Below are 25,993 nucleotides of genomic sequence, written 5' to 3'. Positions count from 1 at the left end.
TACCTTTTCCTTTCGTCCATAATGTACGTTTTAATCTTTTAATCATTCACACACCACTCATTTTGAGTGAGGCATTCGTATTATTTTTTAATTTTTTAGGGAAAATGTTATGTCTATTCAATTTAATTCATCACATGTACTGGGTCTTCCTCGGATTGGTGCCAATCGAGAAATGAAAAAAGCAGTCGAAAGCTATTGGAGACAGGAAATATCGAGCGTTGAATTACAACACATCGGTCAACAGATTGAAAATAAAAATTGGCAAATGCAAGCCGATGCGGGGCTAGACTTTATCACTGTCGGTGATTTCTCTTGGTATGATCATGTATTAGATCACAGTGCTTTATTTGGCGTCATTCCTGAGCGTTTCAATACCGGAAAAATAGATTTAAATACATTATTTTATATGGCGCGTGGTCAAGCACCCAATGTTCAAGAAACTACCGCCTGCGCAATGACAAAATGGTTTAATACCAACTACCATTATATGGTTCCTGAGTTTTGTTTGGATCAAACTTTTCAATTAAGTACCGATTATTTATTTTCATCAATTGATAGAGCCCTGGCGAAAGGTTATCGTGTCAAACCCGTTTTACTCGGGCCATTAACCTATCTTTGGCTCGGAAAATCGAAACAAACTGAATTTAATAAATTAAATTTATTAGAAAATTTACTGCCTGTTTATAATCAAATTTTTGCGCATTTCCGTTCCCAAAATATTGAGTGGATACAAATCGATGAACCATTATTAGCACTTGATATCGATAAAAATTGGAAACAAGCCTATATAAAAACCTATCAACAATTAAATTTTAATGACATTCATTGTCTGTTAACCACTTATTTTGGTGACATTTGCGATCAATTATCGCTTATCGACCAATTACCTATTCATGGTTTGCACATTGATTGTTCCACAGCCCCAGAACAATTGCCTCGTTGTCTCGATGTTTTTCCAAAAAACAAAGTTCTTTCTCTAGGATTCATTAATGGTCGCAATATTTGGCGCGCTGATTTAACAAAAATCTTAACGGTATTACGTCCTATTTATGAACGCTATGGTGAAAACTTATGGTTAGGAAGTAGTTGTTCATTACTTCACGTCCCTGTTGATTTAGACAGTGAAACGAAACTGGATCCGGAAATAAAAAATTGGTTCGCTTTTTCCAAACAAAAATTAGCTGAAATCGCGTTATTGTCACGTGCCCTCCATTCTAACGAACCGACGACGACGCAATTATTAATAGAAAATCAACGCGCGTTACACACTCGAAAAACATCAACGCGTATTCAGAATAGCGATGTACAAAATCGAATTAAATCAATCACGCCCACTATGGCTAAACGAAATATGGACTATATTTCTCGTGCAAAACAACAAAAATCAAGCTTACAATTAAATTTACTCCCGACAACAACGATTGGCTCATTCCCCCAAACATCGGATATCCGAAAAATTCGGCTTGCCTATAAATCAGGAAAAATGACCTCTGAAATTTATCAACAGAAAATAAAACAACATATTGCAGATGTTATCCTTCGACAGGAAGCCTTAGGTTTAGACGTTTTGGTGCATGGTGAAGCAGAACGTAATGACATGGTTGAATATTTTGGTGAATGCTTAGAGGGCTTTGTTTTCACTAAAAATGGCTGGGTACAAAGTTATGGGTCCCGCTGTGTTAAACCGCCTATCATCTATGGTGATATCCATCGTCCAAAACCCATGACGGTAGAATGGTCCGCTTATAGTCAAGGTTTAACGCAGCGTCCTGTTAAAGGCATGCTAACAGGGCCCACAACACTGTTAGCATGGTCTTTTGTCCGAGATGATCAACCCTACCAAACAACGGGATTACAAATTGCATTAGCATTACGCGATGAAGTCCTTGATCTCGAACGTGCAGGCATTCGTATTATTCAAATCGATGAGCCTGCTTTTCGTGAAAGATTACCTTTACGTCGTAAAGATTGGAAAAGTTATTTAGATTGGGCTGTATTTTCATTCCGGATTGCTTCTTCTGCAGTTCAAGCGAGTACACAAATTCATACGCATATGTGTTATTCCGAATTTAATGATGTTATGGAGGCCATTGCGGCATTGGATGCCGACGTCATTACGCTTGAAAGTTCTCGTTCCAACATGAAACTTTTGCATGCATTTGAATCCTTTTCTTATCCAAATGAAATAGGTCCAGGAATCTATGACATTCATTCACCGCGTGTCCCCTCAAAAAATGAAATGATTAATCAATTGAAACAAGCACTCCGTTATATTCCTATTGAACGGCTTTGGGTCAATCCAGATTGTGGTCTAAAAACACGTCATTGGAATGAAGTGACACCTGCATTACAAAACATGATCGAAGCCGCTCAAGTACTTCGTGAGGATAAAACAGGGATACCATTGTCAACGAACAAGGAAGCTTCAGATGCAATTATGTCAAAAATTTAATTTTAGTTTTGAAGTGTTCCCCCCCCAAACACATCGTGGTTTGAAAAATTTATACGCAACACGACAAGAACTATCTAAACTTAAACCCAATTATTTTTCAATCACCTTTGGTGCCGGTGGCGCAATACAGCACCAATCACTCCTCGTCATAAAGCAATTCGTTAAGGATGGAATTGCTGCAACCCCCCATATTTCCTGCGTCAATATGACCTATCCGCGTTTATATGATTTGCTCATGGAGTATCAACAATTAGGGGTTAAACAATTGCTAGTCATTCAAGGCGACTTACCTAAAGAAGTACCCAAACTATCTGAATTTAATTATGCAAACGAACTCATTAGCGCTATTCGAAAAATAACCGGCAATTATTTCCATATCATTGTGGCTGCCTATCCGGAATTCCATCCCCAAGCTTTTAGTCCCCGAAAAGATATTGAAAATTTTAAACGAAAAATCGAAGCCGGCGCCAATAGTGCTATTACACAATTTTTTTTTAATAGTGACGCTTATTTTCGCTTCATTGAAGCGTGTGAAAAAGCTTCAATTCACATTCCGATTGTTCCAGGCATTACGCCCATTATAAACTATCAAAAACTTATTCAGTTTTCAACGGCGTGTGGCGCAGAAATCCCTTTGTGGTTGCGTAAGCACCTGGCTATGCTTAGCAACGATCCACAGTCTTTACAAGAAGTGGGTATTGAATTTGTGACGAAGCTCTGCCAACACTTGTTACAAAATGGAGTTAAAGAATTCCATTTCTATACTTTAAATCGCGCTAACCCCACCTATCGTATTATAGAAAATCTACACCGCTATGGATAAAATCAAAAAGAATTTTTATGTCAAGCAATTTCTTTTACTGGTATTTCGGCCATCGCGGCTAATTGATTATTTTTTTCAATCGTTATTTTTAGTACGCCACGATGTAAAACCGCATTTACTTTTTTAGGATTGGCATTATCGGGCAAGGCCACATGATAAGAAAACACATACTGATTATGATCGTCTCGTTTGAGATCTTCATTTGTGCTTTTCGCCTTTACAAAAAGTATTCCTTGCGAAATTGAAACTTTAATTTTGCGCGGATCAACACCCGGCATATCGAATGAAATTAAATATTGTTTAGGCTTTTCCTGCATCATCAACCGATTAAAATACAGAGGATTCGAAAAAAACGGTTGCGCGAATGCAGAATCAAGCTGCAAAAATGGATTAAATCCTGGCTGGAAATGGGGCCAACTTTCTACCGGAATAGAGGGTTCTATCGGCGTCGCTTTCATTTCAGAAGCCGTATGATTAACCGTTGGCCCCGTTGTCGATTGAGTGAGCGCTAGTACTGAATTGGAAAGCATAAAACCAACCAGAATAACCGACGTTTTTATTACTGAATCTAACATTGCTTTTCTCCTCAATAATTTTTAATATTATATTAAAAGATTTCATTCGGACTTGCCAGACTTAGAAAGTAATCTCTAAAAATACTTAGTTAACCGCGTTTTGGTCATAACGGCGCCTGCACGCATATAACAGGGCGACAGCGTTGTATACGGTGTAGCGCGCATTGTCGATCGCTTCTTAAATAAGCCCGATCCAAAAATTTGCTTTCAAATGGAGTGATGAGCACCCTCATCTTCTTATCTATTGACCTTTCAATAGTAGCCTTAAGCAATGATTTAAATCGAGCTTTTTCGTTTTAAAACGTTTAGAAAATCCTAGACGATTGCCCCATAATAACAACTATACTGTAGATTATCTCATTTTCCAAAACCTCGTTGTCATCACTGGGAAACGAACGTGAAAAAACGAACGATGATTCAAACGTTAATCGCAGGTAGCATCGGTCTCGTCGCTGGATTCGTCACGATGCTCATTATTTATCCCTTTATTTTTCCTCCGCCTGTATTGAATGAGGAAATTTCTCATATTGAAACGAAAACAAAGGTTGCCCAGGGGATGTTTATTCACCCCAATCCAAAAGATAGACTTCATTATGGCCAAGGCTCTGTTTCCGTCTATAAAACAAAAAACCAATATGAAATCTTCTTGGGTCGGGATTTTTAAGTCGGTCCAGGGCCTGCTTTTCATGTTTTTTTATCGAACGCCCACACGGTTAAAACCAAGGCTGCTTTTCAAAATTCAAAAAAATACGATCTCGGCATGTTAAAAAGCTTTCAAGGCAGCCAGGTCTATAGGGTCCCCTATACCGTCAATATGTCAGAAATACATTCTGTGGTTGTTTGGTGTGTTTCATTTGCGCAACTGATTACATCAGCCAATTTAAAAAAAATTAATGATTAAAAATTACATATACTCGTCTATCTATTTTAAATCAATTTAAAATTTTTCACGTGTAAAAACGATAACCACTTATTGTGCTAAACTAAGGTTTAATATAAAAATTAACATCGAACAGACAATAATTCTTATTTATCACTCTAAAATCTATTTAAAAACAATGACCGCAATTAATATGTTACAATTTTTTTTTAATACGCTTAAAGATTTATTTAATATAAAAATAACAAATATTGAAGCTTATGAAGCGGATATTGTGGGGTACACAGGGCTCCATAAAGCCTGTTTTCTAGGTCATACGGAGATAGCAAAATTATTGATCGAAAAAGGCGCTAACATCCATGCATTTGACGTCAATGGATTTACCCCTTTATTTTGGGCCTGCGAAAAAGGATTCATTAAACTCGTAGAATTACTGATTCAACATGGGGCCAACATCAATGAAATTGGTGATCACGGAGAAACGTTACTCCATGTAGTCACTAAAAAAGGCCATACTGAATTAGCCAGATTACTAATAGAAAAAGGAATACCTGTCCATATCATTGATACGCATGCGAATACACCGCTTCATATTGCCTGTGCTGAAAACCACGCCAAGCTCGCTAAACTACTCGTAGAATATGGTGCGGATATTAATGCCACTCGCACAAATGGCGATAAAGCCATTTATTTAGCCGCAGAAAAAGGACATTTCGAGATAGTCAATTTATTGATAAAAAGCGGTGCACCGACTCATACCGTTAACACGTCACTTCATATCGCCTGCTCCAAAGGATTCATATCCATAGTCAAACTATTACTCAAAGAAAAAGCACATATTAATGCCGTTGATACGAACGGAAATACAGCACTTCATTTGGCTCTAGAAAAAAATTACACGGCAATCGCCACATTATTAATAAAACACGGGGCAGCAATGAGTGCGACTAACAAGAATGACACAACACCATTTCATATCGCCTGTAAGCAGAACCAGTTTAATATCGTCAAATTACTGATAGAAATGGGTGCTACAATAAAAAGGACTAACATCCATGGTAACACATCACTCCATCTGGCGGCCGAAAAAGGCCATACAATGATAGTTCAGCTCTTGATAGAAAACGGCGCGAATGTTAACGCCGTTAATTTTAATAATGTAACTCCACTCATTCAAGCCTGTTTCGCAGGTCATATCAGCGTCGCTCAATTATTGATAGAAAACGGCGCAAATGTTAATGTCGTTAACATCAATGGCAATACATCACTCCATCTGGCGGCCGAAAAAAACCATACGTCGATCGTTAAATTATTGATAGAAAACGACGCTCGCGTTCACGTGACTAACTTTCTTGGTAATACACCCTTTCATGTGACCTGTTTTCAAGGTAACGCCGAAACAGCAAAACTACTGCTTAATAAAGGTGCAGATAGTAATCGTCTTAATAAAGAAGGTGTTACAGCACTGCATTTAGCCTGCTATAAAAATCACACTGAAATAGTAAACTTGCTGCTAGCAGACGGTGTAAATACGAATAGTGCAAATAACGAAGGCATTACGCCACTTCATCTGGCTTGTTGTCAAGGAACCCTTGAAATGGTAAAACGACTGCTTGATAAGGGTGCTCCTATTAATAGGAGCAACAAAGAAGGCATTACACCACTTCATCTGGCCTGTTATCAAAATCACACTGGAATAATAAAATTACTACTCGAAAAAGGAGCGACTATTAATATCACTCACCACGAAGATATTACAGCGCTTTATTTGGTTTCAAAAAACGGCCCTATTGAACTCGCAAAATTATTTATTTTACACCTTCTAAAAAATTCAACGGAGGAGAAACCTGATTTCATCCACGAAGATGCCGTTTTATCGGATTACTGGGATGAAATTTTAACTTTAAAACAAATGACTTCAAACCCATCTGCTTTGTTCGATTTTTATGTTACAAAAGATATCAATAAATTAGAAACTATGTCCTCTAATCAGGAGATACAACGTTTAATCAACACAGAAAATTTCACACATCAATATCCCTACTTTGGAAGTAAAATAAAAGAAAATTTTGAAAAGGGTTTATTAGCACATAAAGCCTTAGTTACATTATCACAGTTTAAGCTTGATAAGCGACGTTTACCTCCAGAATTATGGAAAAAAGTATTCGGTTATTTAACACATTTAGACGATGTGAAAAAAGTGGCTTTTTTATTTTTTAAATCTACATCCTCAGATGAATCTGCTGAAGGTAATCCCAATTTTTCCAATCCTACTCCAATTGAATCAACGTTTCTTTCATAACTCATGAACGACATTAAATCCACTTCAAATAACCACGTTGAATGTTCTCGTTTGCGTTGTGCTATTATATGAAGAGAGATGAAATTCCTCAAAAAATCTTAATGAAAAATAATCTTTAAATTGAGTATTTCCATATAAATTTATTTGATCATTGATTTCTGACCTATCGGCGTAGGTCAGGGAATTCTTGACATACGCTAAAATAACTTTAAATAGATTTAAATCTTTATTTATAAAACTACAAATATCGGAAATACTAATATATTCTTTATATAAAAGTTTCGTTTCAATTAAAAAAATTAAAAAACTTTTTAATTCATAATAAATTATAATATCAAGCATCTCTCGCGGGTTAGTTTTTATAAGCGATTTATCTTTTTCTGTAAAGAAATCAAAAAAATTATTTCCCTTATGCTGAATCACTTTAGTGATCAACTTTCCGAGTCTTCCACCGATAATATCAAATCCTTGTCGGTTTGAAACCTCGTTGTAATTCCGCTTGAAAAAATGAGTGGCTCTTTGCTTATATTTTTTTTCTTTCAATAAAATACCTGTGTTTATTACTTTAATTTCAGCACTTGAAATATTTTCCATATAACTATTTTTTTTAATAACGTGTTCAAGCGTTTGATTTTTTTTATTAATCACTGTCATTTTCAATGAATTCGGTAATTTATTGAATCCCTTAAAAGATTGTATATTTTTAAAAATAAACGCTAACGATTTTGGGCATGCTTCATGATCAAAATAAATAACCGTGTTGGGTGCAAACGCACTAAACCCAATTAAATCGTTCCAATGCTGATGCCGATTCGATAAACGAAAAAGATGATCTAACGTAAAAAAAGAACAATGCTCAAAATCACATTGTATTTGAGTTCCGCTATAGGAAAAAATGATAGGCTTTAAGTTTACCGACGCTTTTTTTATAAGTTCTGTACTTCTATGAAGTCCTGCAGCATCAATAACAAGTAGATAAACTTGCTTATTTTTAATATAGGCATCGACACTAAACCAATGATTTTGATTTTCTATTGCGAGCTGGAAACGACTTGGTATTTGAGAGGTATTCATATTTTTAGATAATAAATTAAAGAAAATATCGAGTTCGCTATTATATTTATATTTTTCTTCGTGGTAACCGTCGCTAGAAAAAATAAAAATATTTAAATCCCATCTACGATTTTTTTTCTCTTCAATCAAATCATGCATTTCTTCCACATACAAAATAGAAGACCTTGGCTTCGGATCTAATGGAAATAGAGGCATTTTTCCTCCTTATAAATAACCTTGATTCATTATGCATTCGATTCTTCTGCAAACACTTGTTTAAGCTTTTTACGAGTAACTCAATTTTGACATTGATGATCAAAAAATTAAAGAATTTTTTGGCTCTAAAAAATAATAATGCTTTGATTGAAACGGATGGGTCTGAGGAATCGTGTATAGGCCATTTTTGTCTCCTGAATAATTAACTAAAAATAAAATTTACTTACGTAATTCATTTTTACAGGAATTTCGCGGCTATGGAAAAGATCTTAAAGTAAGCAGGTAAAAATAAAGCAATAAAGAGAAGAAAATGTCGGAGTTCAAATGTACGAAAAAACTGTATAGAGCATTTTTAGAATGCAAGCAGTATAAGGTATTCAGGTTTAGCCTTATCTAAACTAATAAGAAGATCTTTAATAGCGCCATACTCATAGCCCCGAGCTAATATCTTCTTAGCAATCTTTAAATCTTCTTTGTACCGCGCGCTCCCCGACATTGAGGGGTATAAAGGGGAGCTTTACAATGTCGATTTAGTAAGGCGACATGCCTTTGTGAGTGCATCACAATCAAAAACTAGAACAGCAATTCCAGTACCTCTTAATGCAAAAGCTGCGGCAATTATTGCAAGACAAATAGGTAAACATATTGAATTTGTTTTTACCTATGAAGGAAACCCTGTTAAGCAATGCAATACAGCTGCATGATGTAAAGCCGTTAAAGCGAGCAAAGATCGAAGCATGACTTACGTCATACATGGGCATCTTGGCATGTTCAAAATGGAACATCCTTACAGAATTGCAAATATTAGGCGGATGGTCATCTTTTGACATTGTATTACGCTATGCGCATTTAAATAGTGATCAACTTATGAAGGCTGCCGAGCGAGTATCTGGTACAAAATTGGTATATTCTGTTCAAACGGCAGCAAAAGGAGGCTAGCTGAATGGGTGATAAACTGTTAGAATGCCGGGCTTCTTAGGGTTATGCGCCCGTAGCTCAGCTGGATAGAGTACCAGGCTACGAACTTGGTGGTCGGGAGTTCGAATCTCTCCGGGCGCGCCAAAATTCACTTATTTTTCAATAAGTTAGCCAATTTAGCTACAACTTAAAATGTCACTTAAATGTACCATGTACCAAATTTGTACACGCCACACGTTCGGCTGCTTCCTGAAGTTGCTGACTATTTAAATGCGCGTAACGTTGTACCGTATTGTAAGAAGACCAACCGCCCAATCGTTGCAGCTCATATAATGACGTTCCATTTTGCACATGCCAGGAGGCCCACGTATGGCGTAAGTCATGCCAACGGAAATCTTCTATCCCTGCTCGCTTTAACGCTTTACGCCACGATCTTGTGCAACATTGCTTCATTGGTTTTCCTTCATAGGTAAAAACAAACTCAATATGTTTACCCACCTGTTTTCGAATAATAGCAACTGCCTCTGTACTAAGTGGTACTGGTATTGCCTTATTCGTTTTTGATTGTGACGCACTCACAAAGGCATGTCGTCTGACTAAGTCAACATTTCTCCATTTCAGTCCGGTCACATTTGCTTTACGTAATCCCGTCAACAACGAAAAAGCGGCCATGTCCGATAAATGTGGCGGTAACTCTTTAAGTAGCCGTTCTGCTTCATCTTTTGTTAACCAGCGATCCCGTTCAATTTCATCAAACAACGATATAGAAGGTATTTTTTCTACCCATCCTTTTTTAAAGGCATTATTCAGGATAGCTCTTATCACTTCTAACAGTCGGTTGATTGTTGCATTGGAAACTTTTTTCTCACTCCGCTTGGCTTGAATTATTTCATCGATTAAATCAATATCTATTTCAATTAACTTTTTATTTTTTAGATAAGGTTCGACCCACATCAGATGAAACCCAGCCTCCTCTAAGCTACGCTTACTTTTACGTTTACACACATCCAGCCATTTAACAACAGCTTCTTGCCACAGTTTTTCTGGTTTTTCGTTTAGCTTACCGAGCCGCCACAAATCCGATTTTAGTCGATCATGCAGTTCTTGCGCGGCTGCTTTGTTAGTTGTCTCAGTCGATTTTTGTATTCTCTTTCCATTGTGTGAAAATCTAATCCACCAGATATTGTTTCGTTTACAGAGTGCCATATTTTTTTTCTCCTCTTGTGTGAGACACCCTGCGATACTTTGCAAGAGTGATCGTAAAGTGATCGAACGTAATTAACAAGGTCTTCTTCTAAAAAACACCAACATTTACCTGGCTTTGCTGCAGGAACTTTTTTACTGACTGCTAGTCTTCTAAGTCCTTCAGGGTTCATCTTCAAAAACTGTGCCGCTTCTTTAAGATCGAAGGTTTTCATTTATATAACCTCCAATTATTCGTAAGATCATTGAATCGCATTAATTGAGGCTGCATAGACTTTCCTTATTTTTAGAATTTATCCTACTCAGATTACTAGAAAAATTCGCAACACGTGTTGCAAGTTTTTTGCATACAATTGTTTTTATTCCAATGCCTAAAAACAATAAACGGAGTAGAAATGTATGGAAGTCAATCCTTTTGAACGATTTATTAAACTATGTGGAACAGTGGAAAAGGCAGCTAATCAATTAGGAACATCCCATCAAAATGTAAGTTTGATGCGAAATGGTCGTAATATTAAGTATACATTTGCACAGAAGATAGCTAACTATCTGTGGGAGAAAGAAAAATATAGAGTGAATCCTTTAGATTTAATTTCTCCGAAAGAACGAAATGAGATTAAGTCGTTATTTTTTTCTTCACCCAGTTCAATTCGATCGATGAATGTTCAGACAAATCAGGTGAAATGTCATTCTTTAGAATTACCAAAAATAACTTTTATTTCCTCGTCTTTAAATCAACTTAAAGCGATTATTATCGATGAAAACAATAAGATCATCGCTAATGAAAAAACTTTTTTACTCTATAAAAAACAGAATAAAAAGACTGTTCCTGCCTGGAAAATAGATTTGTCGGATTTAAAAGATGGAAAGTATGAAGTTCTTCATCTAAGAAGTATTTTTGATGTTTTTGAGCTTATAGCAATAGGAATAAGTTTAGGGAAATTTATTGGTAATCGCCAAGGCCATCGGTCGGACTTATTTAAAAATAAAAAACAATGTAATAACGAACTTCGTCTAAAATGGAACGAAGTTACCGGAAGAACGGATCAATTTATAGCGAATCGATTAGGTTTCTCAAGAACTCAATATCTCCAACTAAAAAAGATATTTCTATATGGTACAGATGAATTAATCAACCAAGTTAGAAATAAAGAGATAAAAATATCTGATGCAGTCAATCGCATCAAATCTTCAGAAAGTTACGAAGTATTCAGAATTTTCTAATCTTAATTTTAATTATAACAAGGAGAATTTCTATGTTTTTTGACGCTACTCTTGATAATCGTTCTCAATCTTTAAGATTACCTAAAAATTTCTGGTTAACCATGCAACAGGCTAAATTAACCATGAAAGACAAAATAGTACTTATTTATTTATATACGGGTCCTTATACTAATCGATTAGGGTATTTTCAATGCTCTCCTATTGATATAGCAAAAGCATTAGATAAAAAAATAATAAGTATTTATTCTTCTTTAGCTTCACTTCAAAAGCATGATTTTTTAAAATTTGAAGTAATCCGAGATTTTATCTATCTTCCCCATTATTTTGAGCAGTTCCCTATAAAAAATAAAAATCAAGGAATGCATGTTGAACGGCTATTTAAGGGGGTGGAAATTTTTTTGGATGATAATTTCTCAATTTTGCTCGATTTAATATTTAATTTATTAAAATCCGATCATTTGTCGAGATTGTTTCGTAAAACTTTAAAAGATCTTTTTTATGATCTCCGTCTACTCATGCTAGAAGGAGAATAGCGATGAGCGATAATCTTTTTTACTCCTTACAAGCAGAACAAGCCGTTTTAGGCGGTTTACTACTTGATAATATAACTTGGTCGGGTATCAGTGATCATTTAGTATCTAAGGACTTCTATCAATTAGAGCATCAAATCTTATTTGAGAAAATTACAAAGAAAATTAAAAAAGGAGAAAGCGTAGATGCATTGGCATTAAGTGAAGAAGCGAAGAAAGTGCCTGAATTAAAGGAAATAAAGGGTGATATGTATGTACTTGAACTCATCAAAAAAACACCCGGCACATCTAATATCGCAGCTTATGTCGATATTATAAAGGAACATTCAAATCGTCGTCAGTTAATAGAAATAAGCCAACTATTAAATCATTATGCGACTCATCAAAACACGAAAGAAACTTTAGCTTGGCTAGAAAATAAAATTAATCAGTTAAGTAACCATCTCTCTCCTGAAAGCAAGTTGCAATTAATCACATTAATTGACTTTCTTACGCTGAATATTGCTCAGCGCGAACTTATTTTATCACCCTGGTTACCAAAACAAGGATTAGCCATGCTTTATGCCAAACGAGGCGTTGGCAAAACCCACGTCGCCTTAAATATTGCTTATGCGGTAGCCAGTGGAGGTTCCTTTTTAGGCTGGCAAGCAGATAAACCGCGCTCTGTCTTATATCTTGATGGAGAAATGCCTGCAGCAACGATGCAAGAGCGGCTGGCCTCTATTGTGCTATCTCATACAGAAGAAGCCAAAGCTCCTTTTACTATTCTCACACCCGACATTCAAAATCGTGGTATGCCTGATTTGTCTACACTAGAAGGGCAACACGCACTTGAACCTTTTCTAAAAGATGTCGAACTCATTGTCGTAGATAACATTTCGACATTGTGTCGTAGTGGAAAAGAAAATGAAGCGGAGGGTTGGATATTAGTGCAAGCCTGGGCTTTGCGTATGCGATCCGAAGGACGCTCTGTTCTTTTTATTCATCATGCGGCAAAAAATGGTAATGCACGAGGAACGAGCAAACGTGAAGATGTACTAGATACCGTCATTGTTTTAAAACACCCGAGTGATTATGACCCAAGTGATGGTGCTTGTTTTGAAGTTCATTTTGAAAAGGCGCGCTCTTTTTGTGGTGATTCCGCACGACCTCTCTTAGTTAAACTCATCACAAAAAATAACCAACAAATCTGGGAGTTAAAAACACTAGAGAAATCAACTTTTGAGAAGGTTGTTGAGCTCGCTAAGCAAGGATGTAGACAACACGAGATTGTTTTAGAGCTAGGCATTAGCAAGTCAAAAGCCAGTCGTTATTTTAAAAAAGCAAAAGAAGAAGGATGTATTGTTCATGTTTAAACGGATGCTATCAGACCAAAGTTGCAAGTTGCATCTCCTAGAGAATGCAACTTGCAACTTTCTGCTCATTTAGGAGAATAATATGAAACAAACGGTGCAACCGATGACGATTAAAGCTTTAGCTCATAAGGCTTTAGAGAGAAATGCCACTGAAACTTCCTCTGCAAAGCTGTGGATAAATAATGCAACTTTTAACCCCCAAAAAACACCCCAAAAGTTGCATCCTGAACAACCTTATTTTGGTTTAGGAATTGAGCAATTAAAAATTCTTACAGCCGATGATTGGGATGAGGTGAAAGATAATTCAGCGATGCTAAAAGCCATGGTGGAGACCTATTTTATGCTCAAAGAATTAGATCTTCACATACCTTCTGCTATTTACACTAAAACCGTTGATTGCCAGAACTGTGGCGAGATATAAACTTGGCCCAGCTGTCCGGATTATGTCTCTTGCTGCCAATGATGTTTAATAAAAAATGATTTGATTTGGAATTAGTAAAAAAGGAGAAAACGATATGTCCATAAAAAAATTACTACAACGGATCATTTTTAGGCTATCAAATGAGACTACGCAGGAAGGGGGAAACACAACAATTAAAAAATAAAAACAACAGACTTGCCAAACTGCTGAATGTAACGAGGACTATCAAATGAAATGTCTTAATCCCGTTTGTCATTATTATAAAACCGAAGTGTGTGATTCACGTCGAATAATCGACGGAAAAGTGTTGAGAAGACGACGATGGTGCTATAAATGCAAAGTTCGTTATACTACCCTTGAAATTCCACTCTATCTAGGAAGTACCACAGTCGATAAACGTGCTGCCTTGCAGCAGATTGCTGCGTATTTTACCCGATCATCAGATCCATATTCCCAGTGGCGACAGCTAATTGAAGCCCATGAAACTGGCTTGCTGCTCTAATGTGGAAGGAGAAGCAGAGATGAGTGGTAAGCCGCATCTTACCTCGCCTGCTATTACTTGGAGGTGGATTCGTGACTTAATCTTCCAAAGATTCTAGTTTTTCGTATGATTGTCAAATTAACTTAAATTGCAAGGAGTTGCCTGCTGTTTTCATAGAACATTTGAAGCGCTAGCTTTGCTCTGTACCACTCCATAAGCTATTAGTCATCGTTTAGAAAAAAAGCCATACTAGCTAGGGGCTAAGCGACAGCCAATGAAGTGCAACAATTACCTACAACTAAATTACAAAATTGAAATGGCGTAGGTAATTAAACAAGATTTTATGCAGACTATTTTAAGGGAAGTTTTTTAAAGAATGCTAATAAATACGGTCATTGAGACTGAAAATTAGGAGTATTTACCGCCACCTATATTAGCAAGCGCTAATATTTCGTGACCTCGCTTTCACAACGTCCAATGTAACTCATTGTCCATTTTAGAAACCGAGGTCACGAACCGGCGGCGGTGGTGTGGATATAGAGAATGTAGAGGAGAAAGATAGGTTTGAAAGAAATAATTTTAAGGAATAAAGAACGTCCTGTTTTAAGGGCTACGCTACGACTGACTCCAAGAGATCTTAATTTATTGTGTTGGATTAATTCTGTGGGCTTTGTAACGATTAACCACATTACACAAAAACTTAAGATATCTCAGCCAACGGCTTATATTCGATCTAAAAAATTAGTAACGCACCACTATCTTTTACATGAGAGAATTTTTCACGGCGCAGCGGGTATTTATCGGGTTACTCATGACGGGGTTCACGTATCAGGCAGTCCATTGCCTGCATTACGTAAAATTTCTTTAGCGTCCTATCATCATGATTTGTTGGTGACGACATTAAATTTACAGTTGCTGAATCGTTTTGGTGGAAGCTATGTATCTGAACGAGAATTACGGCACGGTGATGGATTAAATTGTTTTGGGAAAATCGGACACACCCCTGACAGTGTTTTACTGCTGAATGATAAAAAAATTGCTATTGAAGTGGAATTAAGCAAAAAAAGTAAACGACGGCGCAGTGAAATTTTTAATTATTATCTTAAAAATTTTGATTACCAGGAAGTATGGTATTTTTGTGGTGATAGAGAAATTGAAAACCAACTGAAGCCGTTCCTAGAGAAAGCGCCTTTTATTAAAACCTATCCCATTCAAGCATTTTTAAGTGATCAGGGAAGTGCTAATGAGTAGTCAAGCGAAAGAGAGTAAATCTAACTTACTGGATGTTGTGCTTGAAGCATTGACAGAAAAACCACGCAATTTACTTGTTTTTTTTATGCTGTTGGGAGGACTCACTTTTTCGGTTTTTTCTATTGTTATAGGACTGCTTACATTTGTAGTTATTCGTCTTTTGAAACTGCCAATAGCATGGGTGGTAGGTCTTAGTATCCCATTGCTATTAAGTAGTTGGATGATGAGAGGGGTAAATCTTTACACCGTATATCAACAAAGTCGGATGCTATTAAACGCTTATTTTTATGGAAATAAGATTTCATGTAGCTATCTTTATGTTTGTTTATCGGCGTTACCTTATGGTTTGTTGTTAGGTGGAATATTTGCTTTTATTTCCCAATGGAATGAGAGTTTACGTGACGAAGTCAGACGTGTAGCACGAGGTAAAGCGAAGTTATCAGTTAAGCTTTTCTCTGAACAGAAATTAGCTAGTTGTTTGGAGCATTTAAAGAGTTCCGCTTATAGCCTAGGCACCCTTTTAGGTGTCGATCAACAGACGGGGCACTATGTACAACTAGCGGATAAAGACGCGAATTTACATACCTTAGCTATTGGCACGACAGGTTCAGGTAAAACAACAGGAATTGCGAATATTATTGAAAGCGCGATTGTGCGTTGCTATCCGCTTTTTTATGTAGATGGTAAGGGGGATTTGGAATTAGCTCAACGAGTACAACGGTTTGCGTTGGATCAGGGTACCCCTTTTTATTTGTTTTCCATGGTCGGTGAAAGTTTAAAATATAACCCAATTGCATTTGGTGGATTTACGTCTAAAAAAGATCGTATCGTTGAGCTTCGGCACTGGTCGGAAGACCATTATCGTAAGATAGCCGAAGGCTACTTACAAACAGTGTTTAAAATTTTAGCCAAAACAAGCATGACGCTGGATTTACATTCCTTGGCAAAACATTTATCACCAGAATCCCTCTATCAATTAGCGCGACAGTTGGGTGATGCGAGTCTTGTCAACAATATTGAGAAGCTTGAAGAAAAAAAGCGTGATATTAGCAGTCTGATTGCAGAAATTGAAAACATCGCTGACAGTGAAATAGGCCATTTATTTGATTGCTCATCCGGTAACGTTATTACACTGGATAAAGCTTTTTCGGAAAGGGCCGTTGTCTATTTTTGCTTACAGCCTTTAGCTTTTCCTGCTTATGCAGAAACATTAGGCAAGCTGATTATCAATGATATAAAATCGCTGTTAGCCTCACTGTTAATCCAGGCAGAAAAAATCAAGCTTTATACGATATTTGATGAATTTTCAATATTTGCAGGCGATCAGATCGTTAACCTGGTTAATCAAGGGCGCGGTGCCGGTGTTCATGCCGTCTTATCGACCCAATCATTATCCGTATCCTGCGTAAAGGCGATGAAGCGTTGTTAGGACAGATATTAAATAACACCAATAATTACATTATTCAGCGACAAAATAATCCGAATGATGCAGAGGTACTGGCTAACCTGATTGGTACCGAATCTGTCTTTGAGGTTACGGCACAGCTATCCGAAAATCAGGGAAGCACAGGGCTCGGTTCCGTTAAGCAGACGCGCGAATTCATTATTCATCCCGACGAAATTAAGCGCCTCACACTGGGTCAGGCGATCTTTGTAAACAAGCAGGCGTTTAGGGTACGAAAAATACTACTGCGGAAGGGAGCTATTTAGGCAGCTAGCAGGAAAGGTTTAGTGTTTCTTGCTTCAACTTTCGGTACAACACGTCTATTTGGTATCGGTTAAAATCTTGCAAGTGTGCTCTATACGTATTAAAGTTTAGGGAGATTATAGATAATTTAATGCATTACTAAAAAGAAAAAATGTATGGAAGCATGTTATCTCTGGGAAAAGTTAGGTTCACAAATACATCAAGGATTGCAGGATGATAATATATTTGAAATCATGCTTAATCCTGATAGTTCTCTTTGGTTTAAGCATAAAACACAAGAAACGCTTTACGCAGGTAACCTAGATGAACATCTAGCCTCTAGCTTTGTTCATGCTCTCGCTCAGTACGAAAATAAGTTTTTAAATGATCAAACACCGTATTTAGATGCGACGCTACCTTTTTCGGGTGAACGCATCAACATCACTATTCCACCGATCAATCAACGAATTTCTTTTAATATCCGAAAAAAAGCTAAGTTAGTTTTTACGCTTGAACATTATGTTGAATCCCAAATTATTACACAAAAACAAGCTAATACTTTAACGCATGCCATTACGTGTAGAAAAAATATCTTAATTAGTGGTAGTCCGGCTTCGGGTAAAACCACGTTTGCCAATGCCTTATTGGATGTGATGGCAAAGCTTGTACCCGAAGGGCATCGAGTTTTAGTGCTAGAGCAAGTACCCGAATTGCAATGCAACGTTAAAAATTTAAAAACCATGCTGGTTTCAGAACACGTGACGATGAATCGCTTATTGTGGATCGCGGTGCGTAATTCACCCGATCGAATTGTCATCGGTGAAGTTCGTGATGGTGCTGCGCTGGATATGTTAAAAGCGTGGAATACCGGTTGTCCCGGAGGGATTGCAACGATACATGCGAATAATCCAGAAGCGGCCGTGCAACGGGTGTTGGATTTGGCTTGTGAAGTTGTAACAACACCACCCTACTTGTTAGCGGCTGAAGCTTTAGATGTCATCGTACAAATCGAAGAACGTGCCTCTCATCCTGCCGGCCGAATCGTAACAGAAATGATTACAGTAAAAGGATTTGATACTAAAACTAATTTATTTCAGTTTGAGAAACTCGATTAATACGGAGAGTAACATGCAACGATGCCAATCATTGCTACAAAAAATAAGTTTACAAAGAATGATAGTAATGTTGATTGTTACGCTGCCTTGTTCCGCCTTTGCTGCAGAAACGGGGATCAATGCTTGGGAAACTATTCTAAATAAGGTAGCTACTTCTTTAACAGGGCCTGTCACCTATGCCATTTCCATCATTGCTATTGTGATGAGTGGTGCTGTGATGGCCTTTGCCGATTTGCAAGGCGGCGCTAAACGTTTTCTTCAGGCTGCTTGCGGTTTATCAATTGCTTTTTTCGCTGCACAAATTACCACTCAGTTTTTGGGATTTAGTGGCGCTGTTATTTGAGGATAAGGGATGATGAGAGGAACAGTTATAGTGGTTAATAAAGCATTGATGCGATTAATGATCGGTGGCGTAGAAAAACGCTTAGTTTTTGCTAATGCACTGCTGTCATTCCCTTTGGTAGCCAGCACGCATTTTCATTTTCCAGCGTGTTTACTGGGGTTTGGTTTTTTTATTGCGATGCACTTTGTGTTATTACTGATTTCTAAAAGCGACCCCAACTTAGGAAAATTATTTAAACGCAGTACCCGTTATTCGCTGCGTGCTTATTTTCCAGCGAAAAGTCATCCCCTAATGACAGAAATTTGGAAAATAAAAACGGTGTCACGTCCTTGGTGAAGAAGTGTTATGATTTTTGCAAAAGAAAAACAAAGAAGTCCAACTAAACAAGCAATTTTTTATCGGCGAAAACATCGCGGACTCAATGATCTATTAAGTTATCTCATTCAATTAGATGACAATACTATTCTGCATAAAGATGGCGCGATTTCTCGCCATTTTAAATACATTGCACCGGATTTGGAGTCCTCTAGCAGTCATGATTTAGATTTTCATGCTAAAACCTGGGCGGATAGTTTGGGTTTTTTAGGCAATGGTTGGATGGTAGAAACCAATGTAGCAAGTGAAATTTTTAATAACTATGCAAAACCTCAGGTATTTCCAGAGGTAATTTCTGCCTTAATTGATGATGAGCGTCGGATGCAATATCAAGGACAGTGCTATTTTAAAACAACACATTACTTAAGCATTACGTGGAAACCAGAACAGTTAATTGAATCAAAGTTAAGATATTTTGCTATTGAAGGAGATATAAAACGGGAATCCGGTTTTGAAACACAATTAAAACAGTTTGATAAAAAACTCCAAGAATTTACCGGCTTTCTTAAACGTTCTTTAGTTAACTTATCTCCATTGATTAACAATGAGTTGATCACTTATCTGCATAATTGTATTACAGGTGATTCGCATCAATTGGTTATGCCCAGAACCGGTGCCTTTTTAGATGCTTATGTCGCTGAAGCATTTCAGGGTGGCTTTGAACCGAGGATTGCAGGGAAATACATCAAAGTATTAGCAATCGATGATCTGCCGTCTTATAGTTATCCCTGTATTTTAGAAGCGCTGAGTTATTTTCCGATTGAATACCGCTGGACGAGCCGTTTTATTTGTTTAGATCGGCTGACGGCTAAAGCCTATCTAAAACGGTATGAGCGTAATTGGTCATCCAAAGCCATTGGTGTCATGGGTGTAATTCGTGAATCACTAGGACTCGAGGCTAGACGTGATGACGATGCACAAGCAACAGTGAATCAATTAAAAACGGCACAAATTGAAAATTCAGCAGGCCAAATCAGTTACGGATTTTATAATAGTAATTTGATTTTAATTCACAACGATAAGAAATTTTTAGAAAAAATAAGCCAGGACATTATCGCTAAAATCCAGCAGTTAGATTTTCGGGTAAGAGATGAATCGCTGAATGCGGCTGAAGCGTATTTAGGCTCCATTCCTTGTCATGGTGATTATAATCTACGAAAAATGCTGCAAGACACACAGTTTATTGCGCATGCGTTTCCAGTCAGTTCACTGTATCAAGGTGAAAGCAAATCACCGTGCAAAAAAGACGGTTATAACGATCAAGCACCGTTGCTATTAACGGCAACCAAAGGCAGTCGTCCTTTTATGTTAAATCTACATATTGGCGATGTCGGACACACGGCGATAGTAGGTCCAACGGGATCGGGTAAAACAACCTTAAATGCCATGCTCATGGCCAGCCACCGAAAATATCCAGGCTCGCGAATTATTGTACTGGATAAAGATCAGTCTAATCGTACCGCTATTTTATCCTTAGGTGGACAGTACTTTGATCTTGAATCCGATCAATTCCAGTTGGGTGTTTTGGCAAGAATTCATCCGGATAATCCTGAACAGATTGAACAAGCCATTGAATGGTTATCCGATTGCTGCCGCGTACAAGGCGTTACAGTAACTCCTGCGCGACAAAAATTATTACGTGAAGCGGTTGAGCGCCTAAGCCTTGATGCACAGTCTTATAAAAACTTAGATCATCTTTCCTTGCAAGATCCGGTGTTGAGAGAAGCCATTTCCAGCTTTAATTCAGGACAATATCGCCGTTTGCTTAATGGCACGGAGCCCGCTTTTTCGGGCGGTGATATACTAGGATTTGAAATGGGCTCCTTAGTAAAAGCAGATATGCATGCGCGTGATGTAGCGATTCCCGTTATAAAAGCTATTTTTAATGAGTTAGAACAATTGTTTAAGGACAAAAGACCCACCTTATTAATTTTAGAAGAAGCGTGGCTCTATCTACGCCATCCACTCTTTCGTAATAAGCTAACGGACTGGTTTAAAACGCTACGCAAATCCAATGTATCCGTCATTTTTATTTCACAAGATTTAGATGATATCGTGAAATCGGAAGCCGCTTCACTCATTCAAACCTCTTGCATGACTCGCTTATATTTACCGAATAAAAAGGCAGAAGAGTCTCATATAGCTAATCAATATCGTGCGTTTGGTCTCAACGAACAACAGATCACGATTATTAAAGAAGCGACACCTAAACAAGATTATTATTATCAATCGGAATGTGGTAATCGTCTTTTTAGACTGGATTTAGGCGATCTTGCCCAAGCCTTTTTATGTATTTCTGAAAAATCTGAGAGTGATCATTTTAATAAACTTTATCAGCTTAATGATCCAAGGTGGGTATTGGACTGGCTAACTTATAAAGGTCTTAATGAATGGCGCTCATTCGCAGAAAAGCATTATTTTTCGGGAGAAACGCATGCCTAAATTATTTTTTTTCTTGTTATGTGCCTTTCCTTTCAATGTATTTGCTTGGGCTGATCCGATAGAGTTTGAAAATTATTTAGCAAATAACACCACGGCGATTCATTCAGCGACGTCATTATTAAATCAAGCCACGCAAATCCGTAATCAAATTCAAATGATCGAGAATGACATTAAAAATACCGGCAAGTTATCACAGTATCAATGGCAGAATATCACGCAATTGGTGCAGCACTTAGATGCCATCACGCAACAAGGACAAGCGTTATCCTATGCCGCTTCCAACTTGGATAATCAATTTCAGCAAAAGTATCCCGATTATACGAATTCCTACTCTAACCCGGCAAGTTACTCTCAAACCGCTAAAAATTGGAACGCAACGACGCTAACTTTACATGCTACGTTAAATGCCATGAATAGAAGTGCAAACAATTTTCAAACGGAACAGGAATCTATGCGACAACTTGAACGTCAAGGAAAAAATTTACAAGGACGATTACAGGCCTTACAACTATTAAGTGAAATTTCAGTACAACAAGTCAATCAAATACAAGCCTTAAAGCGATTGATATCCGTACAAACGAATGCGCAAACTGCGTTTATGGCTTATCAGGCTTCCAAAGATAGTTATCAAGAAAAAGGCTTAGAGGAGATGACAAGCGCTTTTCCAACACAGTTTCCAGCCTATAAAAACAATCCCAACTTTGGAGAAATTCCTTTTTGAAAGGCATGCTATGGAATCAGGCATTTTAGATCAAGTCACGCAGCAGTTTTTAACGGCACTCAGTCACGATGGTGCCTTAATTCAACAAGCCGCTGAAAGACTTTTTTATTATTTAGTCACTATTCAACTTACCTTAACCGCAATTTGGATGACCATTGCCGGTGAATCCTTACAGCGTTTTGTAACACGCTTAGTGCAATCGAGTTTTTTGTTTGGATTTTTCTATGCATTGATTCAATTAAGTGGGCAATGGATACCACAATTGTTAAATGGCTTTATTCATTTAGGCCAGATAGCCGGTATTACTTCATTAGATCCCAGCTCCATCATTGATCAAGGGATCAGTATTTCCGGTGCTATCTTCAAAGGATTTTTTGACTGGGGGTTATTAGGTCATCCTTGGGTGTCTTTGGTTGGCGCAACCGTTTGTATCAGTATTTTAGTGCTATATGGATTAATGGCCGCTGAACTCGCTATTGTCTTGGTGAAATCTTATATTCTCATTGCCACAGGCAGTCTTTTCTTTGCGTTTGGTGCTTCTGAATACACACAAGACATGGCAAAAAGTTATTTTCGTGCAGCGATTGGTTTAGGACTGCAATTAATGTCGCTTTATTTATTATTAGGGGTTGGTCAAAACGTTGGTTCTGAATGGGCAACCATGACTGAACTCGCGGCTAAAAACCATGAACTCATGCCCATGTTAGTGATTTTGGCGGCGGTTATTGTCTATTACATGATCCTTAAAAATATTCCACCTTTTATTGCTGGGCTTTCGGGTATTGGTGGATTTCGTAACTATGGCGATACAGCCGTCGGCACGGCCATTAATGCCGGTACCAGTGGCGCAAGTTCTTTACTACGTGCAAACGCAATGACAGGTAAAGGTATTCAAGGATTAGCTCAGCTCGGAGCGGGGCTTGGTCATACTGCGTCAAGTGGATTTCAAGGATTTCAGCAAGGCAATAATTTAATTCATGGATTGAAGAAAGGAGTAACAAATATGGGCGCGAACTTAGCTTCTGCGACAGCGAATACCGTGAAAAACATGGTAATGAAGCAGAAACAACATTTTACGATGGGGCAAAAATTTAATCACCATATGGCAAATAAAGTAAAAAATAAGTAAAGGAAACTAAATGCTAAATAATAATAAAACCATTAACCCAGCATACTTAGACTGCTCTTTAGTGCTGGCAGGTAAATTATCAGGATGGAAAAATACTATATGGGTTTTTTGGGGAAATCGAGCGTACGTTCATAATTCAAATGAAAGCGGTCAAAATTTTATAAGTGTTTTTTTCATCATTTGCTTCTTAGCTACTATCGCATTTTTTCATTACTTCCCATTTAAATTAATGGGATTAATGGTTTTAATAGGGTTTAGCGGTACCTTTATCCTCTGGCCAATCGGTTATGCTAATCAATCTCCCTTTATTATTTGGGTAAACGTTCTTATCGGTGCTTTAGGTTTAGTCAATCAGTGGCAATTTGGTTTAGGCACTTTTGGTTATCATTTTGAAAAATACTTTTTTTGGGCTTATTTAATCGGTGGTCTATTAGCCGTTTATCGGCGCTTTTGGAATGCAGTTATTTGGAAAGCACTGGATAAAATAACCTTAGATTACTACAACCAACATGGCTTAGATTTTGATATACAAACGAAACTGATAACAGATTACCAAACAGCTTATAACCAGCTTGCGAAGCGTTTCTGTGAATTAATAAAAGGCAACTCACATAAATATTTTACACGCGAACAAGCACAGAAAATTCAAAACTGGATCAATAATCGTAGTTTAGCCAGCTTTGATAAAGCCATGCAGTCGATTGACGAAACGATTAAGTAAAATTAATAAAAAAATACTGTAATACTATGCACTTTCTTCTTAAAAAATGGATCGAAATCAAAAATCGTTATTTCGAACGAAAAAAATCCTCAAAGAGAAGTGTACATAGAAAAGCAATAACAAAACAAAGACAATTTGAAAAAAACTTAGCCAATAACCCGTATTTGCAGTCACGAGCCTTATGGAATGACCTGTATGGCAGTATTCAAACGAAACTAGAAAACAGCTACCGTGTTATCTTCATATTATCCTTGGTTATTCTATCAGCCATTATTGGTTTAGTCGTTATTGCTGGCGAAACCAAGATCAAGCCCATGCCTTTTATTGTACATGGTAATGAAGTGTTGACCGTAGCCAATGCAAATACAGCTGAGTTTCAATCACTAAAACCTACCTTAGCCGCTTATTTTATTAAACAGTTTATTCGTAATGCCCGTACTGTCAGTGCCGATGGCGAAGCCAATGCTAATAATAAAATAGCGGCCTTATCCTTCACAACTGGAGAAGCTACGCACGTGCTTAAAGAATTTTATGAAGAAAACAACCCCAATGTACTGGCACAACAATTTGTAAAGAACATCACCATAACCAGTGCTTTACAAAATTCGGCACACACATTAGATGTGCGCTGGCGTGAAGATTGGCGCAATGTTCGTTCGGGTGAAATCGTACAGTCCCAACATTACATTGCCCAGCTTATCTATTACTACCAAGCACCTTCGCAGAACGAAATTATTTTACGTAATAATCCGCTGGGATTGGCGATTACTCATTTAGCGTGGTCACTCGATCAAAAATAATAAGGAAATAAGTATGACAAATAATTTACTGGTGCTTAACTGCTTAAAAACAACGGGATTGTCACTGATAACGTTATTTTTAGCCGCTTGTGTTTCTCCTCCGGTGGTCAATTATAACCCAAGTGATTTTATCAATCCTAACCGTATTATCACCGAAAAAACATCGATACCGCTACCTACACCAAAAGTAGCCGCTACGTTTGGTTTTGGTAATAATCCGCAAGTGTTAAAAGCCTATAAAGAATTTACTAAAAAAGGGATGGCTAAAACGATTAACTCAGAAGGTTTTAAAACCTTTGCCTATGATGCTTACTCTCATCCCATCGTAGCCTGTGCTCCTTTACATCTCTGTGTGCTGCAATTAGAACACGGTGAAAAAATTAATAATATTGATTTAGGCGATGCAGCGCATTGGTTAGTTAGCGTCTCACTAGTAGGTTCTACACAAGACGGCTCTTACCAAGTTTCTGTAAAACCGAAGCTTTATGATATGGCTACGGACATGGTGATCACAACCGATAAACGCACTTATAATATAGGATTAGTCAGCCAGCAAGGCGCCTCTACACATGTGGTTAATTTCTATTATCCGCAAGAAACCTTATCAAAGGCTATACAGCAAGCCAATCAACAAGCGAACGCACCCTTACAACAAGAAGTGGTTGCTCACAGCACACACATATCAGTGGATCAAATTAATTTTAATTACCGTTACAAGGCGATTCTCCCAGCTGGCGACCTACACGTGTCTTTGATGATGGCAATAAAACATTCATTCAAATGCCAGCTATTTCTGAACGCTTAGACTTACCCGTACTTTATATTTTGCGAAATAAAGCCATGGAAATGGTAAATTATCGTTACCAAAAACCCTATTACATCGTGGATGGCTTATTTGCTAGGGCTTATCTGCTTTCTGGCAAGGGTACTACTCAAGACCGTGTTGAAATCGATAATAAAAATGTTGGATAAAAAA

24 protein-coding genes, 1 tRNA gene and 3 pseudogenes are annotated in these 25,993 nt (G+C 37.5%); 24 read left to right on the top strand and 4 right to left on the bottom strand.

The features are described 5' to 3' along the window. Positions 1–109: 109 nt before the first annotated feature. Together metE and metF are read left to right on the top strand one after the other, a co-directional pair. Positions 110–2,452, top strand: a complete 2,343-nt coding sequence (gene metE, locus RICGR_RS02220) for a 5-methyltetrahydropteroyltriglutamate--homocysteine S-methyltransferase (protein WP_006035583.1) — start codon at positions 110–112, stop codon at positions 2,450–2,452. Beyond that, positions 2,430–3,275 (top strand): methylenetetrahydrofolate reductase [NAD(P)H], encoded by an 846-nt coding sequence (metF, locus tag RICGR_RS02215; protein WP_006034994.1) that lies wholly within the window; start codon positions 2,430–2,432, stop codon positions 3,273–3,275. The genes metE and metF overlap by 23 nt, the downstream gene beginning before the upstream one ends. Before the next feature lie 20 nt (positions 3,276–3,295). On the opposite strand, the gene RICGR_RS02210 is transcribed toward metF, so the two are convergent. After that, on the bottom strand, positions 3,296–3,850 hold the full coding sequence (locus tag RICGR_RS02210; RefSeq protein ID WP_006035568.1) for an Hsp20/alpha crystallin family protein: 555 nt from the start codon (positions 3,848–3,850) through the stop codon (positions 3,296–3,298). Between the two features lie 397 nt (positions 3,851–4,247). On the opposite strand from RICGR_RS02210, the gene RICGR_RS02205 reads away from it, so the two are divergent. The 3 genes and pseudogenes from RICGR_RS02205 to RICGR_RS02200 all read left to right on the top strand — a co-directional run bounded on the left by RICGR_RS02205 (position 4,248) and on the right by RICGR_RS02200 (position 7,032). Continuing rightward, positions 4,248–4,514 carry a hypothetical protein gene (locus RICGR_RS02205; RefSeq protein ID WP_240992193.1) on the top strand — a complete coding sequence of 89 codons (267 nt, stop codon included), beginning with the start codon at positions 4,248–4,250 and terminating at the stop codon, positions 4,512–4,514. A 15-nt stretch (positions 4,515–4,529) separates the two neighbouring features. Next, positions 4,530–4,751: pseudogene (locus RICGR_RS08120) on the top strand (DM13 domain-containing protein); the annotation flags it as partial. Positions 4,752–4,923: 172 nt separating this feature from the next. Further along, positions 4,924–7,032 carry an ankyrin repeat domain-containing protein gene (locus RICGR_RS02200; RefSeq protein ID WP_006035310.1) on the top strand — a complete coding sequence of 703 codons (2,109 nt, stop codon included), beginning with the start codon at positions 4,924–4,926 and terminating at the stop codon, positions 7,030–7,032. 24 nt (positions 7,033–7,056) lie between these two features. Here the strand turns inward: RICGR_RS02200 and RICGR_RS02195 are convergent, their stop codons facing one another. Beyond that, complete coding sequence (locus tag RICGR_RS02195) at positions 7,057–8,301, bottom strand: hypothetical protein (RefSeq protein WP_006035740.1); 1,245 nt, start codon at positions 8,299–8,301, stop codon at positions 7,057–7,059. A 521-nt stretch (positions 8,302–8,822) separates the two neighbouring features. Between RICGR_RS02195 and RICGR_RS08085 the strand changes: the two are divergent. Both RICGR_RS08085 and RICGR_RS02185 read left to right on the top strand, forming a co-directional pair. After that, positions 8,823–9,240, top strand: a pseudogene (locus RICGR_RS08085) (tyrosine-type recombinase/integrase); the annotation flags it as partial. Between the two features lie 46 nt (positions 9,241–9,286). Beyond that, positions 9,287–9,363, top strand: a tRNA-Arg gene (locus RICGR_RS02185). Between the two features lie 51 nt (positions 9,364–9,414). Here the strand turns inward: RICGR_RS02185 and RICGR_RS02180 are convergent. Both RICGR_RS02180 and RICGR_RS07655 read right to left on the bottom strand, forming a co-directional pair. Next, the gene (locus RICGR_RS02180) at positions 9,415–10,365 is read right to left on the bottom strand and encodes a tyrosine-type recombinase/integrase (RefSeq protein WP_240992258.1); all 951 of its coding nucleotides are present in this window, start codon (positions 10,363–10,365) and stop codon (positions 9,415–9,417) included. Beyond that, entirely contained in the window at positions 10,305–10,637 is a 333-nt protein-coding gene (locus tag RICGR_RS07655; RefSeq protein WP_275113637.1) for a helix-turn-helix domain-containing protein, read from the bottom strand. Before RICGR_RS07655 ends, RICGR_RS02180 begins: the two co-directional genes overlap by 61 nt. 184 nt (positions 10,638–10,821) lie before the next feature. Here RICGR_RS07655 and RICGR_RS02175 point away from each other — a divergent pair, with 184 nt between their 5' ends. The 17 genes and pseudogenes from RICGR_RS02175 to trbG all read left to right on the top strand — a co-directional run bounded on the left by RICGR_RS02175 (position 10,822) and on the right by trbG (position 25,989). Continuing rightward, complete coding sequence (locus RICGR_RS02175; protein ID WP_006034891.1) at positions 10,822–11,646, top strand: hypothetical protein; 825 nt, start codon at positions 10,822–10,824, stop codon at positions 11,644–11,646. Between the two features lie 32 nt (positions 11,647–11,678). Beyond that, positions 11,679–12,179 (top strand): hypothetical protein, encoded by a 501-nt coding sequence (locus RICGR_RS02170; protein ID WP_006035550.1) that lies wholly within the window; start codon positions 11,679–11,681, stop codon positions 12,177–12,179. A 2-nt stretch (positions 12,180–12,181) separates the two neighbouring features. Next, positions 12,182–13,531 (top strand): AAA family ATPase, encoded by a 1,350-nt coding sequence (locus tag RICGR_RS02165; protein WP_006034803.1) that lies wholly within the window; start codon positions 12,182–12,184, stop codon positions 13,529–13,531. Positions 13,532–13,613: 82 nt separating this feature from the next. Next, positions 13,614–13,952, top strand: coding sequence for a hypothetical protein (locus RICGR_RS02160; protein WP_006034977.1), 339 nt, complete (start codon positions 13,614–13,616; stop codon positions 13,950–13,952). Between the two features lie 229 nt (positions 13,953–14,181). Continuing rightward, positions 14,182–14,454, top strand: a complete 273-nt coding sequence (locus RICGR_RS02155) for an NrdR family transcriptional regulator (protein ID WP_040615112.1) — start codon at positions 14,182–14,184, stop codon at positions 14,452–14,454. A gap of 543 nt (positions 14,455–14,997) precedes the next feature. Beyond that, a complete protein-coding gene (locus tag RICGR_RS02150) occupies positions 14,998–15,684 on the top strand; it encodes a hypothetical protein (protein ID WP_006035065.1) in 687 nt (228 codons plus the stop codon). Further along, positions 15,677–17,113 (top strand): FtsK/SpoIIIE domain-containing protein, encoded by a 1,437-nt coding sequence (locus RICGR_RS02145; RefSeq protein WP_040615110.1) that lies wholly within the window; start codon positions 15,677–15,679, stop codon positions 17,111–17,113. Before RICGR_RS02150 ends, RICGR_RS02145 begins: the two co-directional genes overlap by 8 nt. Next, entirely contained in the window at positions 17,107–17,394 is a 288-nt protein-coding gene (locus tag RICGR_RS02140) for a TraM recognition domain-containing protein (RefSeq protein ID WP_040615109.1), read from the top strand. Before RICGR_RS02145 ends, RICGR_RS02140 begins: the two co-directional genes overlap by 7 nt. 153 nt (positions 17,395–17,547) lie before the next feature. Then, complete coding sequence (trbB, locus tag RICGR_RS02135; RefSeq protein WP_006035227.1) at positions 17,548–18,486, top strand: P-type conjugative transfer ATPase TrbB; 939 nt, start codon at positions 17,548–17,550, stop codon at positions 18,484–18,486. Positions 18,487–18,499: 13 nt separating this feature from the next. Next, positions 18,500–18,829, top strand: coding sequence for a TrbC/VirB2 family type IV secretion system protein (locus RICGR_RS02130; protein WP_006035202.1), 330 nt, complete (start codon positions 18,500–18,502; stop codon positions 18,827–18,829). 9 nt (positions 18,830–18,838) lie between these two features. After that, positions 18,839–19,165: a VirB3 family type IV secretion system protein gene (locus RICGR_RS02125; RefSeq protein WP_006035974.1), complete on the top strand. Its 327-nt coding sequence runs from the start codon at positions 18,839–18,841 to the stop codon at positions 19,163–19,165. A gap of 9 nt (positions 19,166–19,174) precedes the next feature. Beyond that, complete coding sequence (locus RICGR_RS02120; RefSeq protein ID WP_006034777.1) at positions 19,175–21,646, top strand: VirB4 family type IV secretion/conjugal transfer ATPase; 2,472 nt, start codon at positions 19,175–19,177, stop codon at positions 21,644–21,646. Continuing rightward, entirely contained in the window at positions 21,639–22,367 is a 729-nt protein-coding gene (trbJ, locus tag RICGR_RS02115) for a P-type conjugative transfer protein TrbJ (RefSeq protein ID WP_006035575.1), read from the top strand. The genes RICGR_RS02120 and trbJ overlap by 8 nt, the downstream gene beginning before the upstream one ends. 10 nt (positions 22,368–22,377) lie before the next feature. Beyond that, positions 22,378–23,496, top strand: a complete 1,119-nt coding sequence (trbL, locus tag RICGR_RS02110) for a P-type conjugative transfer protein TrbL (RefSeq protein WP_006035816.1) — start codon at positions 22,378–22,380, stop codon at positions 23,494–23,496. A gap of 10 nt (positions 23,497–23,506) precedes the next feature. Then, on the top strand, positions 23,507–24,217 hold the full coding sequence (locus RICGR_RS02105) for a hypothetical protein (protein WP_006034857.1): 711 nt from the start codon (positions 23,507–23,509) through the stop codon (positions 24,215–24,217). A 26-nt stretch (positions 24,218–24,243) separates the two neighbouring features. Further along, the gene (locus RICGR_RS02100; RefSeq protein ID WP_006034843.1) at positions 24,244–25,017 is read left to right on the top strand and encodes a VirB8 family type IV secretion system protein; all 774 of its coding nucleotides are present in this window, start codon (positions 24,244–24,246) and stop codon (positions 25,015–25,017) included. A 13-nt stretch (positions 25,018–25,030) separates the two neighbouring features. Continuing rightward, positions 25,031–25,989, top strand: a pseudogene (gene trbG, locus RICGR_RS08080) (P-type conjugative transfer protein TrbG). Positions 25,990–25,993 lie beyond the last annotated feature (4 nt).

The sequence above is a fragment of the Rickettsiella grylli genome, from assembly GCF_000168295.1.
GTDB classification, from domain to species: domain Bacteria; phylum Pseudomonadota; class Gammaproteobacteria; order Diplorickettsiales; family Diplorickettsiaceae; genus Aquirickettsiella; species Aquirickettsiella grylli.
The sequence above is the reverse complement of the archived record's forward strand: the minus strand, read 5'-3'. Positions and strand labels throughout refer to the sequence as shown.

Bases quoted from the DNA above. Each gene is read 5' to 3' on its own strand.
- RICGR_RS02145 (WP_040615110.1), top strand. From the start codon at position 15,677: ATGAGTAGTCAAGCGAAAGAGAGTAAATCTAACTTACTGGATGTTGTG.
- metE (WP_006035583.1), top strand. From the start codon at position 110: ATGTCTATTCAATTTAATTCATCACATGTACTGGGTCTTCCTCGGATT.
- trbJ (WP_006035575.1), top strand. From the start codon at position 21,639: ATGCCTAAATTATTTTTTTTCTTGTTATGTGCCTTTCCTTTCAATGTA.
- RICGR_RS02210 (WP_006035568.1), bottom strand. From the start codon at position 3,850: ATGTTAGATTCAGTAATAAAAACGTCGGTTATTCTGGTTGGTTTTATG.
- RICGR_RS02170 (WP_006035550.1), top strand. From the start codon at position 11,679: ATGTTTTTTGACGCTACTCTTGATAATCGTTCTCAATCTTTAAGATTA.
- trbL (WP_006035816.1), top strand. From the start codon at position 22,378: ATGGAATCAGGCATTTTAGATCAAGTCACGCAGCAGTTTTTAACGGCA.
- RICGR_RS02125 (WP_006035974.1), top strand. From the start codon at position 18,839: ATGATGAGAGGAACAGTTATAGTGGTTAATAAAGCATTGATGCGATTA.
- RICGR_RS02130 (WP_006035202.1), top strand. From the start codon at position 18,500: ATGCAACGATGCCAATCATTGCTACAAAAAATAAGTTTACAAAGAATG.
- RICGR_RS02195 (WP_006035740.1), bottom strand. From the start codon at position 8,301: ATGCCTCTATTTCCATTAGATCCGAAGCCAAGGTCTTCTATTTTGTAT.
- metF (WP_006034994.1), top strand. From the start codon at position 2,430: ATGCAATTATGTCAAAAATTTAATTTTAGTTTTGAAGTGTTCCCCCCC.
- RICGR_RS02100 (WP_006034843.1), top strand. From the start codon at position 24,244: ATGCACTTTCTTCTTAAAAAATGGATCGAAATCAAAAATCGTTATTTC.
- RICGR_RS02120 (WP_006034777.1), top strand. From the start codon at position 19,175: ATGATTTTTGCAAAAGAAAAACAAAGAAGTCCAACTAAACAAGCAATT.
- RICGR_RS02160 (WP_006034977.1), top strand. From the start codon at position 13,614: ATGAAACAAACGGTGCAACCGATGACGATTAAAGCTTTAGCTCATAAG.
- RICGR_RS02200 (WP_006035310.1), top strand. From the start codon at position 4,924: ATGTTACAATTTTTTTTTAATACGCTTAAAGATTTATTTAATATAAAA.
- RICGR_RS02175 (WP_006034891.1), top strand. From the start codon at position 10,822: ATGGAAGTCAATCCTTTTGAACGATTTATTAAACTATGTGGAACAGTG.
- RICGR_RS02155 (WP_040615112.1), top strand. From the start codon at position 14,182: ATGAAATGTCTTAATCCCGTTTGTCATTATTATAAAACCGAAGTGTGT.
- RICGR_RS02105 (WP_006034857.1), top strand. From the start codon at position 23,507: ATGCTAAATAATAATAAAACCATTAACCCAGCATACTTAGACTGCTCT.
- RICGR_RS07655 (WP_275113637.1), bottom strand. From the start codon at position 10,637: ATGAAAACCTTCGATCTTAAAGAAGCGGCACAGTTTTTGAAGATGAAC.
- trbB (WP_006035227.1), top strand. From the start codon at position 17,548: ATGGAAGCATGTTATCTCTGGGAAAAGTTAGGTTCACAAATACATCAA.
- RICGR_RS02165 (WP_006034803.1), top strand. From the start codon at position 12,182: ATGAGCGATAATCTTTTTTACTCCTTACAAGCAGAACAAGCCGTTTTA.